The following is a 24060-nucleotide window of genomic DNA, read 5'->3' on the forward strand; positions in this document are numbered from 1 at the left end:
TAGCCCTGGTAGCCGTGGCGGGCTTCGCTGCCCCAGCCGCCTTCGGACTCGCTGCCCCAGCCGCCCTCGGATCCGTAGCCCTGGTAGCCGTGGCGCTTGTAGTCGTGGCCCTTGTAGTCGTGGCCCTTGTCTTTCCAGTCGTGACCGCCCTTGCCCCGGTGGTCCTTGCCGTCCCGTCGGTCCTCAGCTGGCCGGAGCGGGACCTTGCCGGTCACCTTCGACCAGACATAGGCGTGCTCCTGCGGCGTCGGGCAGAACTGGATCAGCTTGACCTCCTGGCCGGCCCTGACCGCATGCGGCTTCGCTAGGACCTTGCCTTCATCATCCCGGTGATGATCGTCCGCGACCGCGATACCCGGCGCGCACACGAGCAGGGAGGCGCCACCGAGGGCCGCACCTGCCACGACCTTCCCGAGCAGCTTCTTTGCCATAACGTGCGTCACTCCATCCCCTGTTGTCCTGAACTCGGTGACAACCGAGCTAGGGCAGACGTTAGTCCGTTTCACAACCTATGAAGGAGAAATTTCGTCTTTTCCGACTTTAGGAGCTATGTAGGGTTTGATGACCTTCGGTCTCGATGGGCTGGTGTGCTCTTCCCGCGTTGTGCACCTTTATTCCGGCGAGGGTTGACGGTCAGAGTCGCTTCCGTCGAAGGATTGCGATGGAAGCGCTCCCATGGGAGAATCGGCGTACCTAGGGAGCCACACCAGCAGCGGCAGGGGCATCGAGGGCAACCGGTTCGCCGGACGATCATCCTGCCGGTCCGACCGACCTGCATCGCAGGTCTGCAAAGACCACCACCACCCGGTCCAGGACGGCCTCGGAAAATATCCGCTGGCATCGGTGGCTGTCCACGTCGGCATCCACCGGGCCGATCGGCCCGGCCGTCCACGGAACGGTCTCGCCCAAGGAGATCTGTGGCATGAATGTGTGGAGAAGACTCGCCGGCCCGCGCCCGTCCCTCGCGTTGGCCGGCGCGGGCGTCCTGGTCGTGGGCGGGTTGGTGACCCTGCCGGTCACCATGGCCCACGCCGCGACCCAGTGTGAGGTGTCGTATACCACGAATGACTGGCCTGGCGGTTTCACCGCCTCCGTCAGTATCAAGAACACCGGGGAGGCGCTCGACGGCTGGACGCTCCGCTTTACCTTCCCGAGCAGCAGTCAGCAGGTTGTGCACGGCTGGTCGGCTCGGTACAGCCAGTCCGGGCAGAACGTCACCGCACAGAACGAGTCGTACAACGGTTCAGTAGCAAGCGGTGCCACGATCGATATCGGCTTCAACGGCTCGTGGAGTGGTAGCAACCCCAAACCGGCGTCGTTCACCCTCAACGAGGTGGCCTGCAGCGGCGGCGGCGGACCCACCACGGCACCGCCGACCACCCCACCCCCCACCACCTCCCCACCCGGAAGCCGGGTCGATAACCCGTACCTGAACGCGGTGGGGTACGTGAACCCGGAGTGGAAGGCCAAGGCCGAGTCGGTGCCCGGTGGCGATCGGGTTTCGGATACGTCGACCGCCGTCTGGATCGACCGGATCGCTGCCATCGAGGGCACTGACGACAGCCAGTCCAACGGACCGATGGGCGTGCGGGATCACCTGGACGAGGCGTTGAGTCAGGGGGCGGACTACATCCAGTTCGTCGTCTACAACCTGCCGGGTCGGGACTGCGCCGCGCTCGCCTCGAACGGTGAACTGGCGCCAGACGAGTTGCCCCGCTACAAGTCCGAGTTCATCGATCCGATCGCGGCAATCCAGAGTGACCCGGCGTATCAGGACCTCCGGATCATCAACATCATCGAAATTGACTCGCTGCCGAACCTGCACGCCAACACCGGCAGCAACCCAGGCGCCACTCCGACCTGTGACCTGGTCAAGCAGAACGGCGCCTACGTCAACGGCATCGGCTATGCGCTGGCCACGTTGGGTGCGATCGGCAACGTCTACAACTATGTGGACGCCGCCCACCATGGCTGGATCGGTTGGGACTCCAACTTCAGCCCGGTCGCCCTGCTCCTAAAGGATGCCGCCACCGCCTCGGGCAGCACGGTCGACAACGTGCACGGCTTCATCGTCAACACCGCCAACTACTCGGCACTACGTGAGCCCTACTTCCAGATCAACGACACGGTCAACGGTCAGACGATCCGCCAGTCCACGTGGGTGGACTGGAATCAGTACGTGGACGAGCTGACGTTCGCGCAGGCGTTCCGGGACGAACTGGTTGGCCAGGGCTTCGACGCGGAAGTGGGAATGTTGATCGACACCTCCCGCAACGGCTGGGGTGGCAGCGCCCGACCAGCCGGCCCCGGGCCGATGACCGATGTCGACAGCTACGTCGACGGTGGTCGAGTTGATCGACGGATCCATGCCGGCAACTGGTGCAACCAGTCTGGCGCGGGCCTGGGCGAGCGGCCGCAGGCCGGACCGGAGCCGGGGATCGATGCCTACGTCTGGGTGAAGCCACCGGGTGAGTCGGACGGCTCCAGCGAGGAGATCCCGAACGACGACGGCAAGGGCTTTGACCGGATGTGCGACCCGACGTACGAGGGCAACGCCCGGAACGGCTTCAACCCCACCGGGGCCCTGCCCGATGCGCCGATCTCCGGTGCCTGGTTCCCGGCGCAGTTCCAGCAGCTCATGCAGAACGCCCATCCGCCGCTGCCCTGATTTGGAACTCAGCCGCTGGGGTTGTGAGGCGCTTGGGCGGCGGGTTTCCCGAGTCCCGGACCCGATCAGTTCGATCGGGTCCGGGGCGCCGGCGGCTACGGGTCAGGGGACCGTACGTTCGATCGCCGCCCGGCCCTTCTCGACCAGGTCTCGGCGGGCCCGCTCAACATTCTCCGGGGTCAGGTCCTGACCGCGGGCCGCCACCAGATCCTCCGGCTCCCACGGCTGCTCCGCGCCGGTGCGGATGCCGCCCCCACCGGCCCCGGCGTCGTACGGGTCGCCAAGGAGGTCCTCGGTCGACGGGCCGCTTTCGGCCTGCTCCCCAGCGGCCGCGAAGGTGGGGGTGTTCCGGTCGCCACCCCCGTCGGTCATCAGCTGGGGGACGCCGGTGTCATCCTCGACCGCCGCGGCTGCCTCAGCGCTCTCCTCCAACGGTCGGTACCGGTCCCGATCGGTCATGGTGTCGCCCTCCCGTCCGTACGTGCGCTACCTCTCCGCGTACCCCGTGCACTGGGTGCCATGCCACCTGCATCGCGCCGTGGCTCAGCGGTGGAGTCGGCGGTCCGCGTCGCGTCGTCCTCCCGCTGCTCGCGGTGGCTCTCGGCGGCGGAAGGCTCGGCAGTTTCCGAAGCGCGTTCGGCCCGCCGCTGCACCCATCCCGGGCCTCCGCGGAATTCGGCCGTCGGGTCTGCCCGCCAGCCTTCTCGCGCCACGTCAACGGCACCGTCGCCGGGTCGGGGGGTTGACTCGGCCCGCGCGTCCGGAGCTTCTGCCCCGCCGGCCAGCGCGGACGCGGCGACCGCCCCGCCGACTGAGGGTGCACCGAGGGCGCTCGGGACCGGGGCGGGTCGGTGAAATTCGGGCCGGTCGTCCCTGTCGCCGTCCGGCGTGACGCGCTGGTCGTTTTCGTCGCCGGTCGTCGGTCGACCACCCTTCGGTCGTGCTGGTGCGGCTGCGACGGGTGCTCCCTCTGGGTGCTCAGTGTCGGCCTGCTGCTCGTCCTGGCGCATTCTCGACTCCTCAACCTGGCTCCTCCGCTGCCTTGGGTATCCCACCTGATGCAGCGCATCAATCCCGGTCCGGCGCACTTTTCGGTGGCCGGAGGGAATCCCCCATTCGGGTTTTGCCGGCTAAAATCGCGTAATCAGGTAGCTAGTGGATGGACGGTACGCTGAGGTCGTGGCGTCGTGGGTAGCCGCCGTGCGGGGTTCCGTGGCCGTCTGGTTGGGGGCGGAGTACGTGTTGGGCGTCCCGTTGCCCGGGCTGGCGGCATCCGGCTGTCCCGTCCATGCCCAGGCAGACGGTAGTGCAACTGGAGCAAATTCCGTATCCTGCCCAAGGCGACCGCCAATGGCGCCCCGGTACGATTTGGGGCGCGTTCCGGCGGGTGCTGTCCGGCGTGTGCCGCGCCCCGCAGCCCCCCACGATCTGGGCGAGGTCCTGATTGAACATTCGCGACTGGCCGATCCGCTCCAAGCTGACCGCACTGGTCGTGGCGCCGATAGCCGCGCTCCTCGCACTGTGGATCTTCGCCACCACGCTCGCCTTTGGACCCGCACAGAGCCTGCTCTCCGCCCGGACCCGCCTCAATGAGTTTGGGCGGCCCGGCGAGGCGGTCGTCGCCGAGCTGCAACGCGAGCGTCGGCTCTCGGTCGTGTACCTGGCTGCCGAGTCTGCTGAGGTTGGCCTCGATGAACAGCGGAGGCATACGGACGAGGCGATCGCCGAACTGCGTCTTCGAGCTGCCGGCGACGACCTTCGGGACGCCACCAACGACCTGTTGGATGTGCGGTTGGACCAGTTCCTCATCGCCCTAGATGCGTTGTCAGCCGGGCGTGGTCAGATCGACCGGGGAGAGGCGGACACGTCCGACATCGTTGATCTCTACAGCGGAATGATCTCGTCGGCTTTCCAGGCCTTCGCGGCGCTGTCAGCGTTGCCGGACCCCGAACTACACCGGGAGGCGTTGGCGATAGCCGCGCTCGGCCACTCCCGCGAACTGCTCGGTCAGGCCGATGCCGTGTTGGCCGGGGCATTCGTCTCGGGCAGCTTCGCCGAGGGCGAGCACCGCAAGCTCGTGCAGACAATCGCCAACCAGCGGTTCCTCGCTGATTCGGCGGTGGCCGACCTACCGGCGGCGGAACGTAGCGAGTATCAGCGGTTGACCCAGCAGGCGGAGTTCCGCCGACTGGGTCAGATGCAGGAACTTCTGCTCGAGAACTCCGCCGATCGGCTGCCGATAGTGGCTGCGAGCTGGCAGGCCGACTACGACGCGGTCCAGCAGGCGATGCGGGACTATGAGCTGAACCAGGCCGACGGCTTGGCCGATCGGTCGAAGCCTCTGGCCATACGCGTCTTGCTACTGCTTGCCTCCGCCGGGTTGCTGGGCCTCGTCGCGGTCGTGGTCTCCCTGGTGGTGGCGGTTCGGGTCGGCCGTTCCCTGGCCAGCCGGCTGGCCGGGTTGCACACCGTACTCGAACGGGCGGAACGCCAGTTGCCCGAGCTGGTGGCGCGGATGCGCCAGGGTGAGACGGTGGACGTGGAACGGGAAGCGCCGTCCGTCGATTTCGGCACGGACGAGATCGGCCGGGTGGGGCGCGCCTTCACCGCGGTGCGGCGGACCGCCATCCGGTCTGCCGAGGGTGAGGTGAACCTGCGCCGTGGTCTCAACGAGGTCTTCCTCAACATCGCCCGCCGTAGCCAGGGGCTCGTGCATCGCCAACTCGCGCTGCTTGACCGGATGGAGCGGCGCGCCGAGAAACCGGACGAACTAGCTGACCTCTTCCAGGTCGACCACCTGGCCGCCCGGCTGCGACGGCACGCGGAGGACCTGGTGATCCTGGCTGGCTCAGCTCCGAGCCGGGGCTGGCGCAACCCAGTCGCCATGGTCGATCTGATTCGGGGGGCGCTGTCCGAGGTCGAGGCGTACAAGCGGGTTGATATCGGCGGCGTGCAGTCGGCTGGGCTCATCGGCCGGACCGTGGGTGACCTGATCCACCTGCTCTCCGAGCTGATCGAGAACGCCACCAGGTTCTCACCGCCGGGGACCCGGGTCCAGGTCGCCGGGGTGTGCAGGGCTGACGGCTACCTCTTCGAGATCACTGACCATGGCCTTGGTATGAGCGCGGAGGCGTTGGCGGACGCCAACTCGCTGTTGTCCTCGTCGCCCGAGTTCGACCCAACCCGGACCGACCGGCTCGGGCTCTTCGTGGTGGCCCGGTTGGCCGCCCGACACGGGGTACGGGTTCGGCTGCGTCCGTCCGAGTCGGCTGGTCTGACCGCGGTCGTTCTCATCCCGGACGAGTTGATCACCGAGGAGCCGCTGCCGGCGGGCTTGGCCGGCGGCGAGCGAGAGCGTCCGGAGTCCCGGGCAGTTCGGCGGGAGCCGCCGCGTCGCTCGTCCGCCGAGCCGGAGCCGTTGGCGCTCGCCGACAGTACGTCGGTCCCGACTGCCGGCGAGTCGGCCGGGACCGATGCCGGCCCGGTGCCCGTCGAGGTGGCCGGCGAGATCGACGGGCTGCCGCGGCGGGTTCGCCGTCGTCCGGCCGGGGCGCCGCGGAGCCGGATGGGCGCGGCGGTGCCCGACGGGGCAACCACCGAGACCCGGCGGCTGCGGCCGACCGTGGCAGAGCCGATGGCGCGGCAGCCGGCCGGGGACGGTCGGCAGTCCCTGTCGTCGGACCCAACCCCCCGCTCCCCGGAGGAAGCCCGCCGGATAATGGCGGCGCTACAAGCCGGCACGACGAGGGGGCGTCGGGTCGCCGCCGCCCGAGTATCAATGTCCGAGGTCGGACCCGGCGCTCAGCCGGTCGACCCCTCGAACGATCTCGAACCCCCGACCGCAGCTGAGAGGGATGCGTGATGCTGCAATCTGCCAGGCAGAATGTTGATCTCGACTGGTTGCTCGACGAACTGGTGGAGCGGGTGCCGCCCGCCCGGCAGGCGGTGGTGCTCTCCGCCGATGGGCTGCTGCTGGGGGCCTCCGCCGGGCAGGAACGGGACGATGCGGAGCACCTGTGCGCTCTTGCCTCTGGCCTATCCAGCCTGGCCCGGGGCACGAGCCGGCAGGTGGCCGGTGGTCCCGTTCGGCAGACTGTCGTCGAGATGGAATCGGCATTTCTGTTCGTGACCACGGCCGGGCAGGGCGCCTGCCTCGCTGTGGTCAGTGACGCAGACGCCGACATCGGGCTGGTGGCGTACGAGATGGCGATGCTGGTGACCCAGGTGGGGGAGACGATGAGCATCCCGGCTCGGCCAGCGGTGGGCCCACGCGATGTGGGCTGAGCCCGGAATGCCGCATGACTGGCTGGATGCCGATGCGGTTCCGGTGGTGCGCCCCTACACCCTGACCGGGGGACGTGTTCGGGCGGCGGGCGGGTTCGACCTGGTCGCGTACGTCCTCGCCGACCGGAACGCGCAGCCCGCCGTACACCTCGACCTGCATCCCGAGCACCTACGGCTGGTGGCGTTGGCCGCCCGGCCGGTCCCGGTGGCCGAGTTGGCGGCCGGCCTCGACCTGGCGGTTGGCGTCGTCCGGGTGCTGCTCGGCGATTTGGTGGACCGGGGTCTGGTGACGGTCCACCAGCCCTCGGCCGGCCCGTACCTGCCCGACAACAATATTCTCAAGGCGGTGGTCAGTGGACTCCGTGCGCTCTGAACTTCCACAAACCGGGGCCCGCATCCCGATCGCACTCAAGATCCTCATCGCCGGGGGCTTCGGCGCCGGGAAGACGACGCTGGTGAGCGCGTTGAGTGAGGTTCGCCCGCTCCAGACCGAGGAGATGTTGACCGATGCCGGGGTCGGCACCGACGATCTTGCGGGGGTGGAGGCGAAGTCCACCACCACGGTGGCGATGGACTTCGGTCGAATCACCATCAACGAAGATCTTCTGGTCTACCTCTTCGGTGCGCCGGGACAGGACCGGTTCTGGTTCCTCTGGGACGAGTTGGCGTTCGGGGCGCTGGGCGCGGTGGTGCTCGCCGACACCCGACGACTGGCCGACTGTTTCCCATCCATCGGCTACTTCGAACAGCGGGGGATTCCGTTCGTGGTCGGTGTCAACTGTTTCGATGGGGCGCGCCGGTTCAACCTGGAGACCGTACGTGAGGCGTTGGACCTGGACCCCGACGTGCCGATGCTGCTCTGTGACGCCCGGGAGCGGCAGTCCGGCAAGCAGGTGTTGATCGCACTCGTCGAACATGTGGCCCGGCAGCATGGGGAACCGGTGCCGGTCTGATCCGGTGCCGGCCGGTGCGAGGCGTCCGCCTCGCCGCGGTGCGCTGTCGGCCCGGGCGGTAGCTCGCTCCGGACGTGGAGCCGCGCGGTGGCGTTCCAGCGTGACGCGCCGCGGCTTGGACGAAGCTCTGGTTGGATCGGAGGAGTCGGCGCGGAGGGGGTCCGGTGGCGGTTCAGGGCGTGTTCGTCTACCTCGGTTGCTACACGGCGGCCGCCGGGGGGCGCGGCGAGGGGATCGTCGTCGCTCAGCGGGAGCCGGATTCGGGTGCGCTCACGCCGCTCGGCACGGTCGCGGTCACCCCGGCGCCGTCGTTCCTCGCTCGGCATCCGGACCTGCCAGTCCTGTACGCGGTCAATGAGGTGGCCGATGGCGGGGTCAGCGCGTTCCGAGTCGCCGCGGATGGGGGTCTCACCGTGTTGGGTAGCCGGCCCACCGGTGGCGCCGAACCATGCCATCTCGCTGTCGCCGACGATGGCCGGCACCTCTTCGTGGCCAACTACGGCGGCGGGAGCGTGACGGTATTCCCGCTCGACCGGCAGGGGGTGCCCGGGGAGCGCACCGACCTGGTCCGGCACGAGGGGCATGGCCTGGACCCACAGCGGCAGGAGCGGGCGCACACCCACATGGTCGCTCCGGGCCGAAACGGAGGGCCGCTGCTCGTGGTTGACCTCGGCACCGACTCGATCTACCGGTATGAGCTCGACGCCGGGCCGGGGCGGTTGGTGGTACGGGCTCCGCGGGTGCGCATCGCCGCTGGTGTCGGTCCCCGGCACCTGGCCCGGCACCCGGACGGAAGACGCTGCTGGCTGGTCGGGGAACTGGACGGGTCGGTCCTGGCCTACGAGGTCACCACTGACGCTTCGCTGCGGTTCCGGGGCCGGGTTCCGGCCAGCGGGCGGCCGGGGCAGGTGCAGCCTTCGGAGGTCGCGGTCGGGCCGGAGGGGCACTTCCTCTACGTCGCGAACCGGGGTGTCGGCACGATCGCTGTCTTCGCGCTCGACGGCGAGTTGCCGGTGCTGGTCGCCGAGGTGGACTCCGGCGGTGAGTGGCCCCGGCACTTCGCGCGGATCGGCGCCGACCTGTACGTCGCGGACGAGCGGGCCGACCTGATCGGCGTGTTCCGGGTCAACCCGGAGACCGGCGTGCCGTCGCTGGTCAACGAGGCGGTTGGTGTCCGGAGCCCCACCTGCGTCCTGCCCTGGACGGAGGAGTACGGCACACGGGGTTCTGGTGTTCACGTAGCGTAGTAGATGTGCGGGTACTTGTTGCTGCTGCGTAACTAAAGTTGACCGGAGGTGGCCGTTGCTCGCCGGCAGCCGGAAAATGACCCCGTGTCTGCAGGCCGCCATCGCAACCGAACGAACATCCACCTCGCCAGCGTCGCCGCAGCCGTCGGCGTGTTGGTGGTTACTGCTGGTGGATACTTCGGCTACCGGCAGCTCGCGGCGCCGGACTGTTCCGGCTCGGTCCAGCTGGCGGTAGCGGTCGCGGCTGAGCTGGCACCGGCGGTCGATTCCGCGGCGACCGAGTGGGAGAACGGGGGTGCGGCGGTTGGCGGCACCTGCGTTGAGGTGAGCGTGACCGCGTCCGAGCCGGTCGGGATAGCTGCCACCGTCGCCGCCAAACACGGTGCCATCCTGCCCGGGGTGGGTCAGGTCAGCGGCGCAGTGGTAAGCCCCGATGTCTGGGTGCCGGATTCGTCGGCGTGGCTGCTGCGGCTCAAAAGCGGTGGAGCGTCCGAGTTCAACCCGGGTAACGGAGCATCGATCGCCCGGAGCCCGGTGGTCGTGGGCGTACCCGAGCCGATCGCCTCCCAGCTTGGCTGGCCGGAGCAGGAGTTCACCTGGTCCGCGCTGGTCAGCCAGGTCAACGACACGGAGCCGCTCAAGGCCGGCACCGTGAACCCGACCCAGGATGCCGCCGGCCTCTCCGGGCTACTCGCGTTGAGCGCCGCCGCCGCGGCCGGGGAGGACGGCCAGGCAGCAACCGTCGGTGCGTTACGTGCGTTGTCAGCCAGCAGTGCGGATCGGCGTCAGGAACTGCTCGCGAAGTTCCCCACCTCTGTCGACCCGACCACGATGGCCCGTAGTCTCGGCGCGGCAGCGTTGTCGGAGGAGGATCTGCTCTCCTACAACGCCGGGGATCCGGTGGTGCCGCTGGCCGCGCTCTATCCGAAGCCGGCGGCGACACCGTTGGACTATCCGTATGCGGTGCTGCCGGGGATCGGGTCGGCCAAGACGGCGGCCGCCCGGATGCTCTTCGATGTGCTCACCACGGCCAGCTTCAAGGACCGGTTGGCGTCGTTGTCGCTGCGGGGGCCGGACGGTACCTGGGGTGCCGGCTTCAGCGTGCCCGAAGGGGCGCCGAGCCCGGCGGCCGATGGCGACAGCGCCACCGGCGACCTGGATCTACTGGCGGTCGAGCGGGTGGTCTCCAGCTGGTCAATCGCCACCCAGTCCGGCCGGATGCTCTGTGTCATCGACGTCTCTGGCTCGATGCGGGAACCCGTGGCGAGCGCCAACGGCATGAGCCGTCAGCAGGTCACCCTCGCTGCGGCAGGGCGTGGGCTCCACCTTTTCGACGACAGTTGGCAGATCGGGCTGTGGGAGTTCTCGACGAACCTGGGCAGCGGACGGGACTATCGGCGGCTGGTTGAGATCGGCCCGCTGAGTAGTCAGCGGAGCGAGCTTGAGGCGGCGTTGACCCAGATCCAGCCGACCCGGGGTGACACTGGTCTGTTCGACACGGTGCTCGCCGCGTACGAGGCGGTCCAGGAGGGCTGGGACCAGGGGCAGGTCAATTCGATCGTGCTCTTCACCGACGGTAAGAATGACGACGACAACGGCATCAGCCAGCAGCAACTGATCACCGAACTGGAGCGGATCAAGGACCCGGAGCGGCCGGTGCAGGTGGTTCTGATCGGGATCGGCGCGGACGTCAGCAAGGCAGAGCTGGAGTCGATCACGAAGGTTACCGGCGGCGGCTCCTTCATCACCGAGGACCCGACCAAGATTGGTGACATCTTCCTGAACGCCATCGCGCTGCGCGAGACGGGTTCCTGACCTGACCCGAGGATCAGCGGCGCGGCGCCAGCAGCGTCGAGAACGATGCGGCGGGACTCTCGGCAGGGCGGCGGCCGCGCAAAGTGACGGTAATATGTCGGAAAGAATCGGCGTCCACAATGCGCAGGGCAGGATGTCGTTGTTCCGGCGGGAACCAGGCCATCCTCGGCTCGGACCACCGGGCCGCCTCCGGCCGTGACCACCGGGGGCGAGGTGAGGTGGGGAGGGTCGGTGAACTCAGCCACGCTGCTGACCTCCGGACGGTCAATGGCGGGCGGTCTGACCCCGCCGAGGACTCGCGCTGCGCTGCGGTCCTACCTTCGGGCTCTGGTGGTACTCGACACCGCGGCGCTGAGTCTCGCCGTTCTCCTCGGGTACCTCACCCGCTTCGGCATCGGGCCCCCCGGCGGCGCTGTGCTGCCCTACGCCGTCTTCGCGCCCGGCCTGGTGCTGGCGTGGCTGGTCTCGCTCAAGGCTCTTCGCTGCTACGACGATCGGGTAGTCGGCTATGGCGCCGACGAGTATCGGCGGGTGGGTGTGGCCAGCCTGCGCCTGGCCAGTGGGGTCGTGATCGTGGGCTGGATCCTGGATGTCGGCGTGCCCCGGGGGTTCCTCGTCACCTCCTTCGCCGCCGGTGTGGTCGGGCTCGAGCTGGCCCGCTTCGTCGCCCGCAAGAGGTTGCACCGGTCCCGCGCACGGGGCCGCGGTTGGTCCCGGAAGGTTCTCGTGGTCGGGGACGCCGCGCATGTCCTGGAGTTGGTGCACACCCTGCGGCGCGAGCTGTACGCGGGCTACCAGGTCATCGGGGCGTGCATCCCGGACGTGTTGCTCGCGCCGGTCCCGCAGCAGTTGGGGGACGTGCCCGTGGTGGGCTCGTTTCGAGGCATCCCCGAGGCTGCCACCGCCATCGGCGCCGACACCGTGGCGGTGACCGCCTCCGGAGAACTGACCGCCACCCGGCTGCGTCGGCTCGGCTGGCAGCTGGAGAGCACCGGGGTTGATCTCGTGGTCGCGCCGGCACTGACCGATGTCGCGGGACCCCGGATCCACACCCGTCCGGTGGCCGGGCTACCGCTGATCCACGTCGAGGCCCCGGAGTTCCGGGGCGCCCGTAAACTGGTGAAAGGGCTGGTCGACAAGGCGTTCGCGATCTTCGCACTGACCCTGCTGCTGCCGCTGCTGATCGTGATTGCGTTGACCGTGCTGGTCGACAGCCGGGGGCCGGTGTTGTTTCGGCAGACCCGGGTCGGGCAGGGAGGCCGGGAGTTCGGGGTGTGGAAGTTCCGCACGATGGAAGTCAACGCCGACGCCCGGCTGGTGGAGCTGGCGCCGCGGAACGAGACCGACGGCCTGCTGTTCAAACTGCGGGACGACCCCCGGGTGACCCGGGTCGGTCGACTGCTGCGCAACTGGTCACTGGACGAACTGCCACAGCTGGTCAACGTCCTGTTCGGGCAGATGAGCCTGGTCGGCCCCCGCCCACCGCTGCCCTCGGAGGTCGCCCGGTACGACGGCGATGTCGCCCGGCGGCTGTTGGTCAAGCCCGGCATGACCGGCCTCTGGCAGATCAGTGGCCGATCTGACCTGAGCTGGGAGGACGGTGTTCGGCTCGACCTCTACTACGTGGAGAACTGGTCCCTCGCCGCCGACCTGACCATCCTGTGGAAGACCTTCGGCGCAGTGGTGAACCGCCGCGGGGCGTACTAGTGCGGGTGCGTGGAGCGTTCCGGCGGCGCTCCCCCCGCGGCTTCGGGATGGCGTGCGTGGTGGGACTGTTGGCCTCGGTCTGGTAAACCAACCACAGAACCTGGCGGACGACACCCGGAGGCTGGCATGGCGCCCCGTCCCACCCCTGCCGACAAGTTCTCCTTCGGTCTCTGGACGGTGGGCTGGCAGGCCCGGGACCCGTTCGGCGATGCCACCCGGCCGGAGCTGGACGCCGTCGAGGCGGTGCATCGCCTCGCCGAGTTGGGGGCGTACGGCATCACCTTCCACGATGACGACCTGCTCCCCTTCGGGGCGAACGCTGCCACTCGCGACGCTCACCTCACCCGGTTTCGCCGGGCCCTCGACGAGACCGGCATGGTGGTCCCGATGGTCACCAGCAACCTCTTCACCCATCCCGTGTTCAAGGACGGCGGCTTCACCAGCAACGACCGGGATGCCCGGCGGTACGCGCTCCGCAAGGCGCTGCGCGCCGTGGACCTCGCCGCGGAGCTGGGCGCGGGCACCTTCGTCCTGTGGGGCGGTCGGGAGGGCGCCGAGTACGACCTCGCCAAGGATGTCCGCGCCGCGCTGGACCGCTACCGCGAGGCGGTTGACCTGCTCTGCCAGTACGTGGTGGCGCAGGGATACGAGCTGCGGTTCGCGATCGAGCCGAAGCCCAACGAGCCGCGCGGCGACATTCTGCTGCCCACCGTCGGGCACGCGCTCGCCTTCATCGCCACCCTGGCCCGCCCGGAGTTGGTCGGTCTCAACCCGGAGGTCGGGCATGAGCAGATGGCCGGGCTCAACTTCGTCCACGGCATCGCGCAGGCGCTTTGGCAGGGCAAGCTGTTCCACCTCGACCTCAATGGCCAGCGTGGGGTGAAGTACGACCAGGATCTGGTCTTCGGCCACGGTGATCTGCTCAATGCCTTCGCCCTGGTCGACCTCCTGGAGAACGGCGGTCCGGGCGGCGGGCCAGCCTACGACGGCCCCCGGCACTTCGACTACAAGCCGTCGCGCACCGAGGACCGGACCGGGGTGTGGGCCTCGGCCGAGGCGAACATGCGCACCTATCTGCTCCTCAAGGAGCGGGCTGCGGCGTTCCGGGCGGACCCGGAGGTGACCGCGGCGCTGGCCATGAGCCGGGTGGATGAGCTGACAACACCAACCCTGGCCCCGGGCGAGACCCACGCCGGGCTTCGCGCCGACCGTACTGCCTTCGAGGAGTACGACGTGACCGCTGCCGGCGCCCGTGGCTACCACTTTGTTCGGCTCAACCAACTCGCCGTCGAGCATCTGCTCGGCGCGCGCTGAAGGCGGCCGGATGCCGCTGGTCGCCGGAGTCGACTCGTCGACCCAGTCCTGCAAAATCGTTATTCGGGATGCGGAGAGCGGCGTCCTGGTCCGCCAGGGTCGGGCGCCGCACCCGGATGGCACCGAGGTCGACCCGGCGGCCTGGTGGTCCGCCCTGGGCGAGGCGGTGTCGGCCGCCGGCGGGCTCGCCGACGTCGCGGCGGTCTCGGTCGCCGGGCAACAGCACGGCATGGTCTGCCTTGACGATGCCGGCGCGGTGGTCCGCCCGGCGCTGCTCTGGAACGACACCCGCTCCGCCGGCGCCGCCGCCGACCTGGTGGCCGAGGCGGGCGCGGGCGACACCGGGCGGCGGTTCTGGGCGGACGCGGTGGGCGTGGTGCCGGTCGCCAGTCTCACCGTTACCAAGCTGCGTTGGCTGGCCCGGCACGAGCCGGGCAACGCCGCCCGGGTGGCTGCTGTCTGCCTGCCGCACGACTGGCTTACCTGGCGGCTCGCCGGCGCCCCCGGCCTGGCGGCGCTGAGCACCGACCGCAGCGACGCCAGTGGCACCGGCTACTGGTCCCCGGCCCGCGCCACGTACCGACGGGACCTGTTCGAGCAGGCGTTCGGCCGGATGGTGACCGTGCCCCGGGTACTCGGTCCGGTGGAGTCGGCCGGCCGACTTGACCCGGCCGTGCTCGCCGGAGCACCGGAGCGGGGGGAGGTCTCGCTCGGCCCCGGCGCGGGTGACAACGCCGCCGCCGCGTTCGCGGTCGGCGCTGGCCCCGGCGACGTGGTCGTCTCAATCGGCACCTCCGGAACCGTGTGCGGCGTCGCGGAGCAGCCGACCGCGGACCCGACGGGTGTCGTCGCCGGCTTCGCCGACAGCACCGGCCGATACCTGCCGTTGGTCTGTACGCTCAACGCGGCCCGGGTGCTCGACGCCGCCGCCGCGCTGCTCGGGGTCGGCCTCGCTGAGCTGGCCGACCTGGCGTTGTCCGCGCCACCCGGGGCGGACGGTCTGGTCCTGGTGCCCTACCTGGCGGGGGAGCGGACGCCGAACCGGCCGGACGCCAGCGGTGCGGTGCACGGGCTGACGCTGCGTACCGCCACCCCGGCGCACCTGGCGCGGGCGGCAGTCGAGGGAATGCTCTGCGCGCTCGCCGACGGACTGGACGCCCTCGTCGCGCAGGGCGTCGCCGTCGGGCGGGTGATTCTGGTTGGTGGTGGCGCCCGCTCCGCCGCGGTACGACGGGTCGCTCCGCAGGTCTTCGGTGTGCCGGTGGTGGTTCCGCCCCCGGGCGAGTACGTCGCCGACGGCGCCGCCCGCCAGGCCGCCTGGGCTGTCCTGGGTGCGGTGCAGCCGCCGAGGTGGACCGTGGCCGGGTCGCGAAGCTACGAGGCGGACTCGGTGCCGGCGATTCGGGCCCGGTATGCGGAGGCGCGGGAGCATGTCCTCGACCACGGGGGCGCACCGCGATCACCCCGGTGACGGGGCGGTGGGCCGGCCCTGGTTGGCTGCCGGTATGGCCTTGGTCACCGGTGGCCCGGTGCGGGCGTGGGGTGGCAGCCCGGCGCACCGGTTCTACAGCGTCGTGGTGTTTGTGCTGCTCGCTTCTTTGGACAATGTGGCGATCGGCCTGGTGCCTCCGCTGTATGGTTCGATCGCCGACGCGCTCGATGTGTCCCGGCGCCTACTCGGCCTGGTCACCGCGGCCAACTTTCTGGTCAGCGCGGTGGCGGCGGTGGGTTGGGCCTACGTCGGGGACCGCACCAACCGTAAGCCGCTGCTCATGGTCGGCACGCTGATCTGGGCGTTCGGCACCGGTGGCAGTGCGGTGGCGGGCAGCTATCCGACGTTTCTGGCCGCCCAGGTGGTCGGTGCGGTGGGGCTCGGCGCCGTGGGGTCGGTTGGCTTCTCGGTGGTCACCGACTTGATCTCACCCCGCCGGCGGGGTCTGGTGATGAGCTTCTGGGGGCTGTCCCAGGGGGTCGGCACGCTGGCCGGCACCCTGGTGGGCGGCCTGCTCGGGGCGGCGGACTGGCGACGTCCGTTCCTGGTGCTCACCGTGGTGGGGCTCGGTGCCACCGCGGCCTACCTGTTCACCTTCGACATCCAGCGTGGTCAGAACGAACCGGAGTTGGCCGACCGGTTGGCCGGTGGCGCCGAGTACGACCACCGGATCAGCCGGGCCGACCTGCCGCGGATTCTGGGCCGCCCGACGAATCGCTGGCTGATCCTGCAGGGGCTCACCGCGCAGGCCGCGTTCGGCTCGCTGGTCTGGCTGCCGGTGCTCTTCGCCGAACGGGCCGAGGCGCAGGGCTACTCGGCCGCGACGGCGGTCGTGGTCGGCAGTGTCTTCGCCACCCTGTTCCAGCTCGGTGGGGTCTTCTCCATCGTCGGCGGACTGGTCGGCGACGCGCTGCAACGCCGTACCCCGTCCGGCCGGGCGATGGTCGCCGCGGTCGGGATCCTCGCGGCGTTGCCGTTCTATCTGGTGCTCTTCTTCGTGCCGATTCGGATTGATGTGCCCGACGGGGCCGGCTCGGGCACCATCGTCCGGGCGGTGCTGGCGAGTGTGCTGACCGAGCCGACGGTCGGGCTGAGTCTGCTCACGGCGTTGCTGGCGCTTGCCCTGACCTCGGCCAACTCACCGAACTGGTTCGCCCTGATCGCGGACGTCAACCCGCCGGAGCATCGCGGCACTGTGTACAGTCTCGGCAACCTGGTCAACGGGGTCGGCCGGGCGACCGGGAACGGACTGGTCGGGGTGGTGTTCCATGGGCTGCGGGCGGCCTTCCCGCCGCCGTTGAACTACGCGGTCGGGCTCGCCGCGTTCCAGCTGTTCTTCGTGCCGACCGGGATCATGTACTGGCTCGCCGCCCGCAGTTCCCCACGGGACATCGCTGCGGTGCGACTACTGCTCCGGGCCCGTGCCAGGCGGATGTAGTACGGGGCGTGGTCATCCCTTGACGCTGCCGGCGAGGAGCCCGCGGACGAAGTAGCGCTGCAACGACAGGAAGACGAGCAGCGGTACGACGATGGCGACGAACGCGCCGGAGGTGAGGCGTTGCCACTCGTTGCCCCGGGTGCCGGCGAGCTCGGCGAGGCGGACGGTGAGCGGTGCGGTTTCGTCCCCGCCGCCCGCGAAGATCAACGCGACCAGCAGGTCGTTCCAGACCCAGAGGAACTGGAAGATGCCGTACGCGGCGAGCGCTGGGGTGATCAGCGGCAGCACGATCGTACGGAAGATCTTCGGGTGGGTGGCACCGTCGACCCGGGCTGCTTCCATCAGGTCCCGGGGCAGCTGGGACACGAAGTTGTGCAGCAGAAAGACACCCAGGGGCAGCGCGAAGCAGGTGTGGGCGAACCAGACCTGGATGAACCGCTGTTCGTCGTCGAGGTTCCAGGCGGGCAGGAGGTCGATGCCGCCGATACCGACGCCCTGGGAGAAGAAGCTGAGCAGTGGGACCAGGGCCATCTGGAGCGGGACGATCTGCAACGCGAAGATTCCGATATAGATCCAGTCCCGGCCCCGGAAGTTGATCCATGCCAGCGCGTACGCGGCCAGCGCCGCGAAGGCCAACGGGAACAACACCGACGGCAGCGTGATGACGATCGAGTTGAGGAAGTAGCTGGCCAGCTGGCCGGTCGACGAGGAGCGGCCGAAGAGTACCTGCTCGTAGTTCTCCAGTGTCAGCTGTGGATCAGCGAAGAACGTCCACCAGCCGGTCGTCTTGATCTGGTCCTCGGGTCGGAAGGACGAGATGAGGAGCCCGAAGGTCGGGATGGTCCAGACAATCGCGATCACGATTGAGGCAGCGGTGGCCCAGCGGGTGTTGAGCCGCCGGCGGACGCGGCCGGCGATGGTCGCCGGTGCGTCGGTTCCGGCCCGGGTCGGGGTGGTGGTCACGAGGTCATACCTCCCGCTGCCGGCGCAGGCTGCGTACCTGGTAGATGACGATGGGGATGACCAGGATGAACAGGACGACAGCGAGGGCCGAGCCCTGGCCGGTCTGCCCGTACCGGAACGCCTGGTTGTACATCTCGGTCGCGATCACGTTGGTGTCGAAGTTGCCGTTCGTCATCGTGCGGACGATGTCGAAGAGTTTCAGCGTGGCGATCGAGATGGTCACCACCACCACGACCAGGGCGGGCCGGATACCCGGCAGGGTGATCCGCCAGAACTGCTGCCAGGCGTTCACGCCATCGAGGCGAGCCGCCTCGATCATGTCGGTGGGGATGGCCTTGATGGCGGCCGAGAGCACCACCATGGCGAAACCGGCCTGGATCCAGATCATCACCACGATCAGCAGCAGGGTGTTCAGCGGCGGGTTCGCCAACCACTGTTGGGGCTCGCCGCCGAGCCACACCCAGATCTGGTTCAACAGGCCGATCTGGTCTGCCTCCGCGGGCCGGAACGCGTAGACGAACTTCCAGATGATGCCGGCGCCGACGAACGAGATCGCCATCGGCAGGAAGATCAGGGACTTGGCCAGGGCCTCGAGGCGGGCGCGGTCAACGAGCACTGCGTAGATCAGGCCGACCGAGGTGGCGAGCAGCGGCACCAGGAGTACCCAGAGCGCGGTGTTTCGCAGGATGTCGACTATCTCGGGCCGGTCGACCATCCAGCCGTAGTTGCGCAGCCCGACCCACTGCGTGCTGTCGCCGTTCTTGAGCGACAGCACGAGGGTGCGGATCGCGGGGATGACCAGCCCGACGCCGAGCATCAGGACCGTGGGTAGCAGAAAGAAGAGGGCGAACAGGCCCTCGCGGGAGCGGCGTCGGCCCGGCCCGAGCGGCGTCCCGGCGGGGACGGTCGCGGCGAGCCGGGCCTGCCGACGGCGGGCGAGCCGGGTGGGGACGACGTCGAGTAGCAGCAGCAGGCCACCGACCACCACCACGAAGGCGACCACCCCATACAGCAACATGGCGAGTTTCGGCGCCTCGTCGGCGAAGTCGAAGTTCATCCACCCTCCGGGGGTGCGTGGGCTGCCGGTGGCCCGGCCCCGCGGCCGGGCCACCGGGGCGGTTGATCAGCTGGGCCAGGAACTCTCGATGGCGGCCAGGGCCGCCGCGGTGTCCTTGCCGCTGATCCAGGACACCATCTCCTTCCAGAACGTTCCGGCGCCGACGGCGGCGGGCATCAGGTCGGAACCGTCGAAGCGGAAGACCGTCCGCTCGTCCTGAAGGAGCTCGACCGAGAGCCGGTCGATCGGGTTGGTCACGTTCGCGAGGTCGAGCTTCGTGTTCGCCGATACCCAGTTGCCCAGCTTGGCCCGGCTGTTGGCGTACTCACCGGAGGCGAGGTACGTCTGCACCGCCTGGACCTCCGGGCGGTCGTCGAAGGCGACGGTGAACTCGCCGCCCCCCAACACCGGGTTGCCCTTCGCCGGGTCGATGGGCGGGAAGTAGAACGCGAAGATGTCGCCGTCCTCGGCGACCTCGCTCTCCTCGGGCCACTGATTGGCGTAGAACGACGCCTGTCGGTGCAGGGCGCACTCGCCCTGGAGGATCGGCAGTCCGGCCTCCTGGAACGAGGTGGTGGCGATGCTCTTCACTCCGCCGTAGCCGCCGTTGACGTACGTGTCGTTTCGCAGGATGGTGCCGGCGCGATCGACGGCGTCCACGACGCGCTGGTCGTTGAAGGGAATGGCGTGGGTGGTCCACTGGTCGTAGACCTCGGGGGTCTGCGTCCGCAGCAGCACGTCCTCGATCCAGTCGGTGGCTGGCCAACCGGTGGCGTCACCGGACTCGATGCCGACGCACCACGGCGTGATGCCGTCGGCAGCGGCCCGGTCACTGAGTTTGATCAGATCGTCCCAGCTGGTCGGCACCGACCAGCCCTGCTCCTGGAACATCTTCGGGGAGTACCAGACGAATGACTTGACGTTCGAGCCCAGCGGAGCACCGTAGAACTCGCCGTTGACGGTGCTGTACTGCAGCCAGTCGGCGGCGTAGTTCTCCTCGGCCATCGCCTTGGTCTCGGCCGATGCCGGCTTGAGCTTGCCGGCCTGCGCGAAGCGGTTCAGCAGGCCCGGCTGTGGGATGAAGGCGATGTCTGGCGCGTTGCCGCCGTCCACCCGGACCTGGAGCTGTGCCTCGAACTCGCCGCTGCCCTCGTAGTCGATCTCAATGCCGGTGCAGTCGGCGAACTGCTCCCAGGACTGCTCGAGCAGGTCCGCCTCGGCATCACGGATAGATGCGTAGATGGAGACCTCGGTGTCGCTGTTGCCCTGGTACTGCTCGTATACCGCGCATTCTGGGGAATCGGCCCTGCCACTGTCGCCGTCGTCGCTACCGCAGGCGGTGGCGCCGACGGCCAGGCTGAGTACGCCAGCTAATACGAAGGCTTTGCGTGGTCTGACGAAGACCGCCATGCCGTCCTCCTTCCTGGCCGGCGCGGGTCGGTACGACAGACCTGGCGCCGGTCCGATGGGCGTGCTCCACACAAAAGCGTTTGCGGCTGGTGTGGTCTACCCCGAAGACGACACGAGCGGGTAACGATCTGAAAACGTCGATGCGATGGCCGGGTCGGTCAGGCGTTGAGCCGCCAGATGGCCAGGTTGAGCAGGGCGGCGTAGGAGACCCAGACCCAGTACGGCAGCAGCAGAATCGCGGCGACCCGGGAGATCCGGGAGGAGAGCAGGACGGTCCCGCCGATCGCCGACCACAAGAGAATAATGTCGGCGAACGCCAGCCCGTACTGACCGGCTCCGAAGAAGAGCGGGCTCCACACCGCGTTGAGCGCCAGCTGGGTGCTCCACGCCCAGAGCGCGGAACCGAAGCCACCGCGCCGCCAGAGCAGCCAGCCGGAGACCGCGATCATCGCGTAGAGCACCGTCCAGACCGGGCCGAACACTCCCGCCGGGGGCGCCCAGGCAGGCTGCTCCAGGCCGGCGTAGTCGGTGCTGCTGTCGCGGACCGCCAGTCCGCCGATCGCGGCAGCGCAGCAGACGGCCGCGCCGAAACCAAGTGGGGCCCACCACCGGCGTCGATCACCGGCCGCCTCGGACCTACCCGCGCTCTGGTGCACCCGGGAGTGCTTTCGCTCCACCGTCAGCTGATGACGTTGACCCCACCCGGTCCGACCAGCAGGCCACCGACGATGAGGACGACTCCCCACAGGATCCGCTGTCGGAACAGGGCGAGAATCCCGGCCACCACCAGGACGACCGAGATCAGCCAGAGAATCAGCTCCACGCCGGCCTAGTACCCAGGCTGCCCATCCGGGAAACCTCGCCCGGTTCGAGGTGCTCACCCAGGTGGAAGACGCTGTACGCCTGTTTGATCACCGGGTGTGCCACGTTCCGCACCCGTACTCCTCCGGGTGTGGTGCCGCGTTCGGTCCCGTGGTGAGCATGTCCGTGTAGGGCGAGTGCGGTGGGGGCGGAGTCGATCGCCTGGCCCAGCTGGTAGCAGCCGAGGAAGGCATAGATCTCCGGCGGCTCGCCGGCCAGCGTGTCGGGCACCGGGGCGTAGTGGGTCAGGGCCACCAGCAGGTCGCAGTCGAGGGAGTGCAGGGCGGCCCCGAGCGCGTCCGCGCTGTCGGTGCTGGCCTTCACGAACGCCTTCATCTCCGGTTCGCCGAAGTCCGCGGCGCACCGCCCGGCGAAGCCACCACCGAACCCCTTCGCCCCGGCGACGCCGAGCCGGCTGCCGCCGCAGTCCAACACCGTCCCGTTCCCCTCCAGCACGGTGATGCCAGCGGCCTCAAGCACCTCCACCACCTGCGGTACCTCGTTGCACTGGTAGTCGTGGTTGCCGAGTACGGCCACCACCGGCACCCCCAGGCCACCGAACTCGCGTGCCACACACCGCGCCTCCGCCTCGGTGCCGTGGCGGGTCAGATCACCGGCGAGCAGCAGCACATCGGCGTAATTCGGCATCTCCTCTAGAGCCGGCCGGAAGCGGCCAACCACGTCCTCGTCCAGATGCACGTCGCCCACGGCGGCGATTCGGATCACCATCGGGTCTCCCTCAGGGCAGTTGTTCGATCTCCGTGGGCGGGTGCGCGCGGATCACCCCGATGTCACTGGTGACCGCCAGCTCCGGAAAGTGCTCGGCGACCCGCCGGAGAATCTCGTCCCGGCGCTGCACGCTCTCCACCTCGCCGTGCAACACCAGGCCGAGTTCCCGGCGGACCACGGTGATGCCCTGCTCGGCCACGTCGGGGTCCTCGGCGAGGAGCCGGTGAATTTCGGCTGCGACGTACTCGTCGGTCGCCCGTCGCGTGGCAACGTCGTGGTGTTCGGTCACGGTGTCTCCCTTCGTTCCGGGGTGCCGGCGTACGCCACCACCTCGAGTCGGTCCAGCAGCACCAGGAACGCCTCGGCGTACGGCGAGTGGCGTGTGTCCCGGCATACCCGTTCCCAGTCGATCTGCTCGCGCAGGGAGCGAGCCAGGGGCAGGCCCCGGGTGAAGTCGCAGTAGTGCTGCGAGAAGCTGAGCAGTTTGTGCACCATCAGCTGGGTCGCCGAGAGCACCGGCATGTGGATCGCGTCCACCGGCCGGATGATGGTCTCGACGAAGGTGCTGTCCGTCACCGGTGTTTCGATGGGTCGGTGGATCAGGTCCACCGCGCGGTCGTCGTCAAAGACCTTGACCAGCCAGTCCTCGGGCGGGCGCTCGGCGAGGAAGCCAGCCGCGACCAGGGCGCCCAGGGCCTGGTCAACGTCTGCCTCCCGGATCAGGAAGTCGACGTCGTGTTCGCTGGAGTGGCCGCCGTGCGCGTAGACCGCGAAGCTGCCGCCGAGCGCGAAGGGGATGTCTTCCTGCTTGAGCACGGCGGCGACCTTTTTCAGCGTGTGCACCAGGGTCTCGGCCCCGCGCTCGGCCATCTGGCTCTCCGTTCCTGGTGGTCGGGAGGAGGTGTTAGGTCGGTACCCGGCATCGTGGTCTGCCACACCTGGCGCAGCGCGCGGGAAAGCGTCACCTGCCGCCAAAGGTGGTGGATAGGTCGAAAGAGCGTGAGCATGGGTCGGATAGCGTGTGCAGGGTGGCCGATTCCAAGGTGGCGCGACGCGGCAGGGCCCGATTGCGGCGCGGCAGGGCCCGACTGCGTGCCGTCGCCCTGATCGGCATCGACGGTTCGGGTAAGACGACGCAGGCCCACCGGCTGGCCGCGGGACTGACCGCGATCGGGCTTCCCGCCACCTATCATCGCAACGCCGGTGGTCGGCGTTTCCTCGGCCGGGTGGCGCGGCGGCTGGGTCGGCGGGACGCGCAGCGGCTCCTCGGGCGGGCTGGCCTCCTGGCCGCAGAGTCCGTTCTGCGTTGGCTTGCCATCGCCGCCGCCCTGCTGGGGCGCCGGCTGACCGGCCGGGTCGCGGTGATGGACCGCTACTCCGCCTGCCAGTACGCGAGCATCCGGGCGCACGGCGGTCACCGGTGGGAGCGGCTGGCCCGGCTCGGCTACCGCGTCTTCCCCCGACCGCAGGTGACGTTTCTGCTGGTTGTTGACCCCGTCGAGGCGTACCGGCGGATCGAGCGGCGCGGCACTGACCACGAGAGCATGCGATACCTGGTCGCGGCGGATCGCGCGTACCGGAGTCTGCCAGAGCACCCCACCTTCGTGCTGGTGGATGCGGACCGTCCGGCGGACGAAGTGACCCGGCAGATCAGGGAGCACCTGCACAGTTGGTTGGGCGCGGCGCCGGAGCCGGCTCGGGTTCCGGTGCCGCGGTGATCGGCACGAGTGGTGGGGTGGCCGCCGGCTGGCCCCGGCCCGGCCGGGAACCCGCCCGCGGATTGTTCACCCGGGCGTGGGGTATCACCACGGGTGTGGATGAACCGACCGGGCCGCCGTGGCAGATCCGGGCGTGACCAGGATCGCAGCTCGGTGGTGACCCGGGTCGCTGTGCCCTTGGTCGGGGTGGTGTTGCCTCATACCTGGACCTGGCCTGGACCTGGCCTGGCCGGCGGCCGTCGATCCAGCTATCGGACGTCGTGCTCGGCTCAGGGCCGCCAGCTGAGGTGCTGACAGCAAATATGGACCCTGCTCTCAGCTAATTATCAGGCATTCGTGACACGTTCGACTCACGGAATGGAATCCCTGACGCGTCTCAACTGTTGTGCAGGTGTCAGCGCCGA

Annotated in this window: 21 protein-coding genes and 1 pseudogene; 12 read left to right on the top strand and 10 right to left on the bottom strand. The window is 69.1% G+C overall.

All coding sequences use genetic code 11. From position 1 onward, the window contains the following. A pseudogene (locus B118_RS0112720) lies at positions 1-431 on the bottom strand (hypothetical protein); the annotation flags it as partial. Between the two features lie 491 nt (positions 432-922). On the opposite strand from B118_RS0112720, the gene B118_RS0112730 reads away from it, so the two are divergent. Further along, on the top strand, positions 923-2668 hold the full coding sequence (locus B118_RS0112730; protein WP_026270940.1) for a glycoside hydrolase family 6 protein: 1746 nt from the start codon (positions 923-925) through the stop codon (positions 2666-2668). Positions 2669-2770: 102 nt separating this feature from the next. Here the strand turns inward: B118_RS0112730 and B118_RS0112735 are convergent, their stop codons facing one another. Continuing rightward, on the bottom strand, positions 2771-3127 hold the full coding sequence (locus tag B118_RS0112735) for a hypothetical protein (protein ID WP_018812625.1): 357 nt from the start codon (positions 3125-3127) through the stop codon (positions 2771-2773). Between the two features lie 985 nt (positions 3128-4112). On the opposite strand from B118_RS0112735, the gene B118_RS0112745 reads away from it, so the two are divergent. From B118_RS0112745 to B118_RS0112790, 10 genes are all read left to right on the top strand, one after another. Further along, a complete protein-coding gene (locus B118_RS0112745) occupies positions 4113-6530 on the top strand; it encodes a sensor histidine kinase (protein WP_028184886.1) in 2418 nt (805 codons plus the stop codon). After that, on the top strand, positions 6527-6952 hold the full coding sequence (locus B118_RS0112750) for a roadblock/LC7 domain-containing protein (RefSeq protein ID WP_018222886.1): 426 nt from the start codon (positions 6527-6529) through the stop codon (positions 6950-6952). The genes B118_RS0112745 and B118_RS0112750 overlap by 4 nt, the downstream gene beginning before the upstream one ends. After that, on the top strand, positions 6942-7325 hold the full coding sequence (locus B118_RS0112755) for a DUF742 domain-containing protein (protein ID WP_026185736.1): 384 nt from the start codon (positions 6942-6944) through the stop codon (positions 7323-7325). The genes B118_RS0112750 and B118_RS0112755 overlap by 11 nt, the downstream gene beginning before the upstream one ends. Then, entirely contained in the window at positions 7306-7905 is a 600-nt protein-coding gene (locus B118_RS0112760) for a GTP-binding protein (protein ID WP_018812627.1), read from the top strand. The genes B118_RS0112755 and B118_RS0112760 overlap by 20 nt, the downstream gene beginning before the upstream one ends. 164 nt (positions 7906-8069) lie before the next feature. Continuing rightward, positions 8070-9152: a lactonase family protein gene (locus B118_RS0112765; RefSeq protein ID WP_018222889.1), complete on the top strand. Its 1083-nt coding sequence runs from the start codon at positions 8070-8072 to the stop codon at positions 9150-9152. Between the two features lie 84 nt (positions 9153-9236). Next, positions 9237-10967: a substrate-binding domain-containing protein gene (locus B118_RS0112770; RefSeq protein ID WP_028184884.1), complete on the top strand. Its 1731-nt coding sequence runs from the start codon at positions 9237-9239 to the stop codon at positions 10965-10967. Between the two features lie 231 nt (positions 10968-11198). Beyond that, positions 11199-12674 (top strand): sugar transferase, encoded by a 1476-nt coding sequence (locus B118_RS0112775; RefSeq protein ID WP_028192866.1) that lies wholly within the window; start codon positions 11199-11201, stop codon positions 12672-12674. Between the two features lie 126 nt (positions 12675-12800). Further along, positions 12801-13988 (top strand): xylose isomerase, encoded by a 1188-nt coding sequence (gene xylA / locus B118_RS0112780; RefSeq protein WP_018222892.1) that lies wholly within the window; start codon positions 12801-12803, stop codon positions 13986-13988. 10 nt (positions 13989-13998) lie between these two features. Beyond that, on the top strand, positions 13999-15459 hold the full coding sequence (gene xylB / locus B118_RS0112785) for a xylulokinase (RefSeq protein ID WP_018812630.1): 1461 nt from the start codon (positions 13999-14001) through the stop codon (positions 15457-15459). A 34-nt stretch (positions 15460-15493) separates the two neighbouring features. Next, on the top strand, positions 15494-16918 hold the full coding sequence (locus B118_RS0112790) for an MFS transporter (protein ID WP_028192867.1): 1425 nt from the start codon (positions 15494-15496) through the stop codon (positions 16916-16918). Positions 16919-16930: 12 nt separating this feature from the next. On the opposite strand, the gene B118_RS0112795 is transcribed toward B118_RS0112790, so the two are convergent. The 8 genes from B118_RS0112795 to B118_RS0112830 all read right to left on the bottom strand — a co-directional run bounded on the left by B118_RS0112795 (position 16931) and on the right by B118_RS0112830 (position 22808). Continuing rightward, positions 16931-17881, bottom strand: a complete 951-nt coding sequence (locus B118_RS0112795) for a carbohydrate ABC transporter permease (RefSeq protein WP_018812631.1) — start codon at positions 17879-17881, stop codon at positions 16931-16933. Between the two features lie 4 nt (positions 17882-17885). Beyond that, positions 17886-18938 (bottom strand): carbohydrate ABC transporter permease, encoded by a 1053-nt coding sequence (locus tag B118_RS0112800; protein WP_027648003.1) that lies wholly within the window; start codon positions 18936-18938, stop codon positions 17886-17888. A gap of 66 nt (positions 18939-19004) precedes the next feature. Further along, on the bottom strand, positions 19005-20348 hold the full coding sequence (locus B118_RS0112805) for an ABC transporter substrate-binding protein (protein WP_018222897.1): 1344 nt from the start codon (positions 20346-20348) through the stop codon (positions 19005-19007). A 158-nt stretch (positions 20349-20506) separates the two neighbouring features. Then, positions 20507-21025, bottom strand: coding sequence for a TspO/MBR family protein (locus B118_RS0112810; protein WP_018222898.1), 519 nt, complete (start codon positions 21023-21025; stop codon positions 20507-20509). Between the two features lie 2 nt (positions 21026-21027). After that, the gene (locus B118_RS32380) at positions 21028-21171 is read right to left on the bottom strand and encodes a GPGG-motif small membrane protein (RefSeq protein WP_018222899.1); all 144 of its coding nucleotides are present in this window, start codon (positions 21169-21171) and stop codon (positions 21028-21030) included. Next, entirely contained in the window at positions 21162-21938 is a 777-nt protein-coding gene (locus B118_RS0112820; protein WP_018222900.1) for a metallophosphoesterase family protein, read from the bottom strand. The genes B118_RS32380 and B118_RS0112820 overlap by 10 nt, the downstream gene beginning before the upstream one ends. A 10-nt stretch (positions 21939-21948) precedes the next feature. After that, the gene (locus tag B118_RS0112825) at positions 21949-22227 is read right to left on the bottom strand and encodes a hypothetical protein (RefSeq protein ID WP_018222901.1); all 279 of its coding nucleotides are present in this window, start codon (positions 22225-22227) and stop codon (positions 21949-21951) included. Next, positions 22224-22808 carry a nucleotidyltransferase family protein gene (locus B118_RS0112830; protein WP_018222902.1) on the bottom strand — a complete coding sequence of 195 codons (585 nt, stop codon included), beginning with the start codon at positions 22806-22808 and terminating at the stop codon, positions 22224-22226. The genes B118_RS0112825 and B118_RS0112830 overlap by 4 nt, the downstream gene beginning before the upstream one ends. 158 nt (positions 22809-22966) lie before the next feature. Here B118_RS0112830 and B118_RS0112835 point away from each other — a divergent pair, with 158 nt between their 5' ends. Next, entirely contained in the window at positions 22967-23656 is a 690-nt protein-coding gene (locus tag B118_RS0112835) for a dTMP kinase (RefSeq protein WP_196230347.1), read from the top strand. Positions 23657-24060: the final 404 nt, after the last annotated feature.

Source organism: Salinispora pacifica CNR114, assembly GCF_000514775.1.
Taxonomy (GTDB): Bacteria; Actinomycetota; Actinomycetes; order Mycobacteriales; family Micromonosporaceae; genus Micromonospora; species Micromonospora pacifica.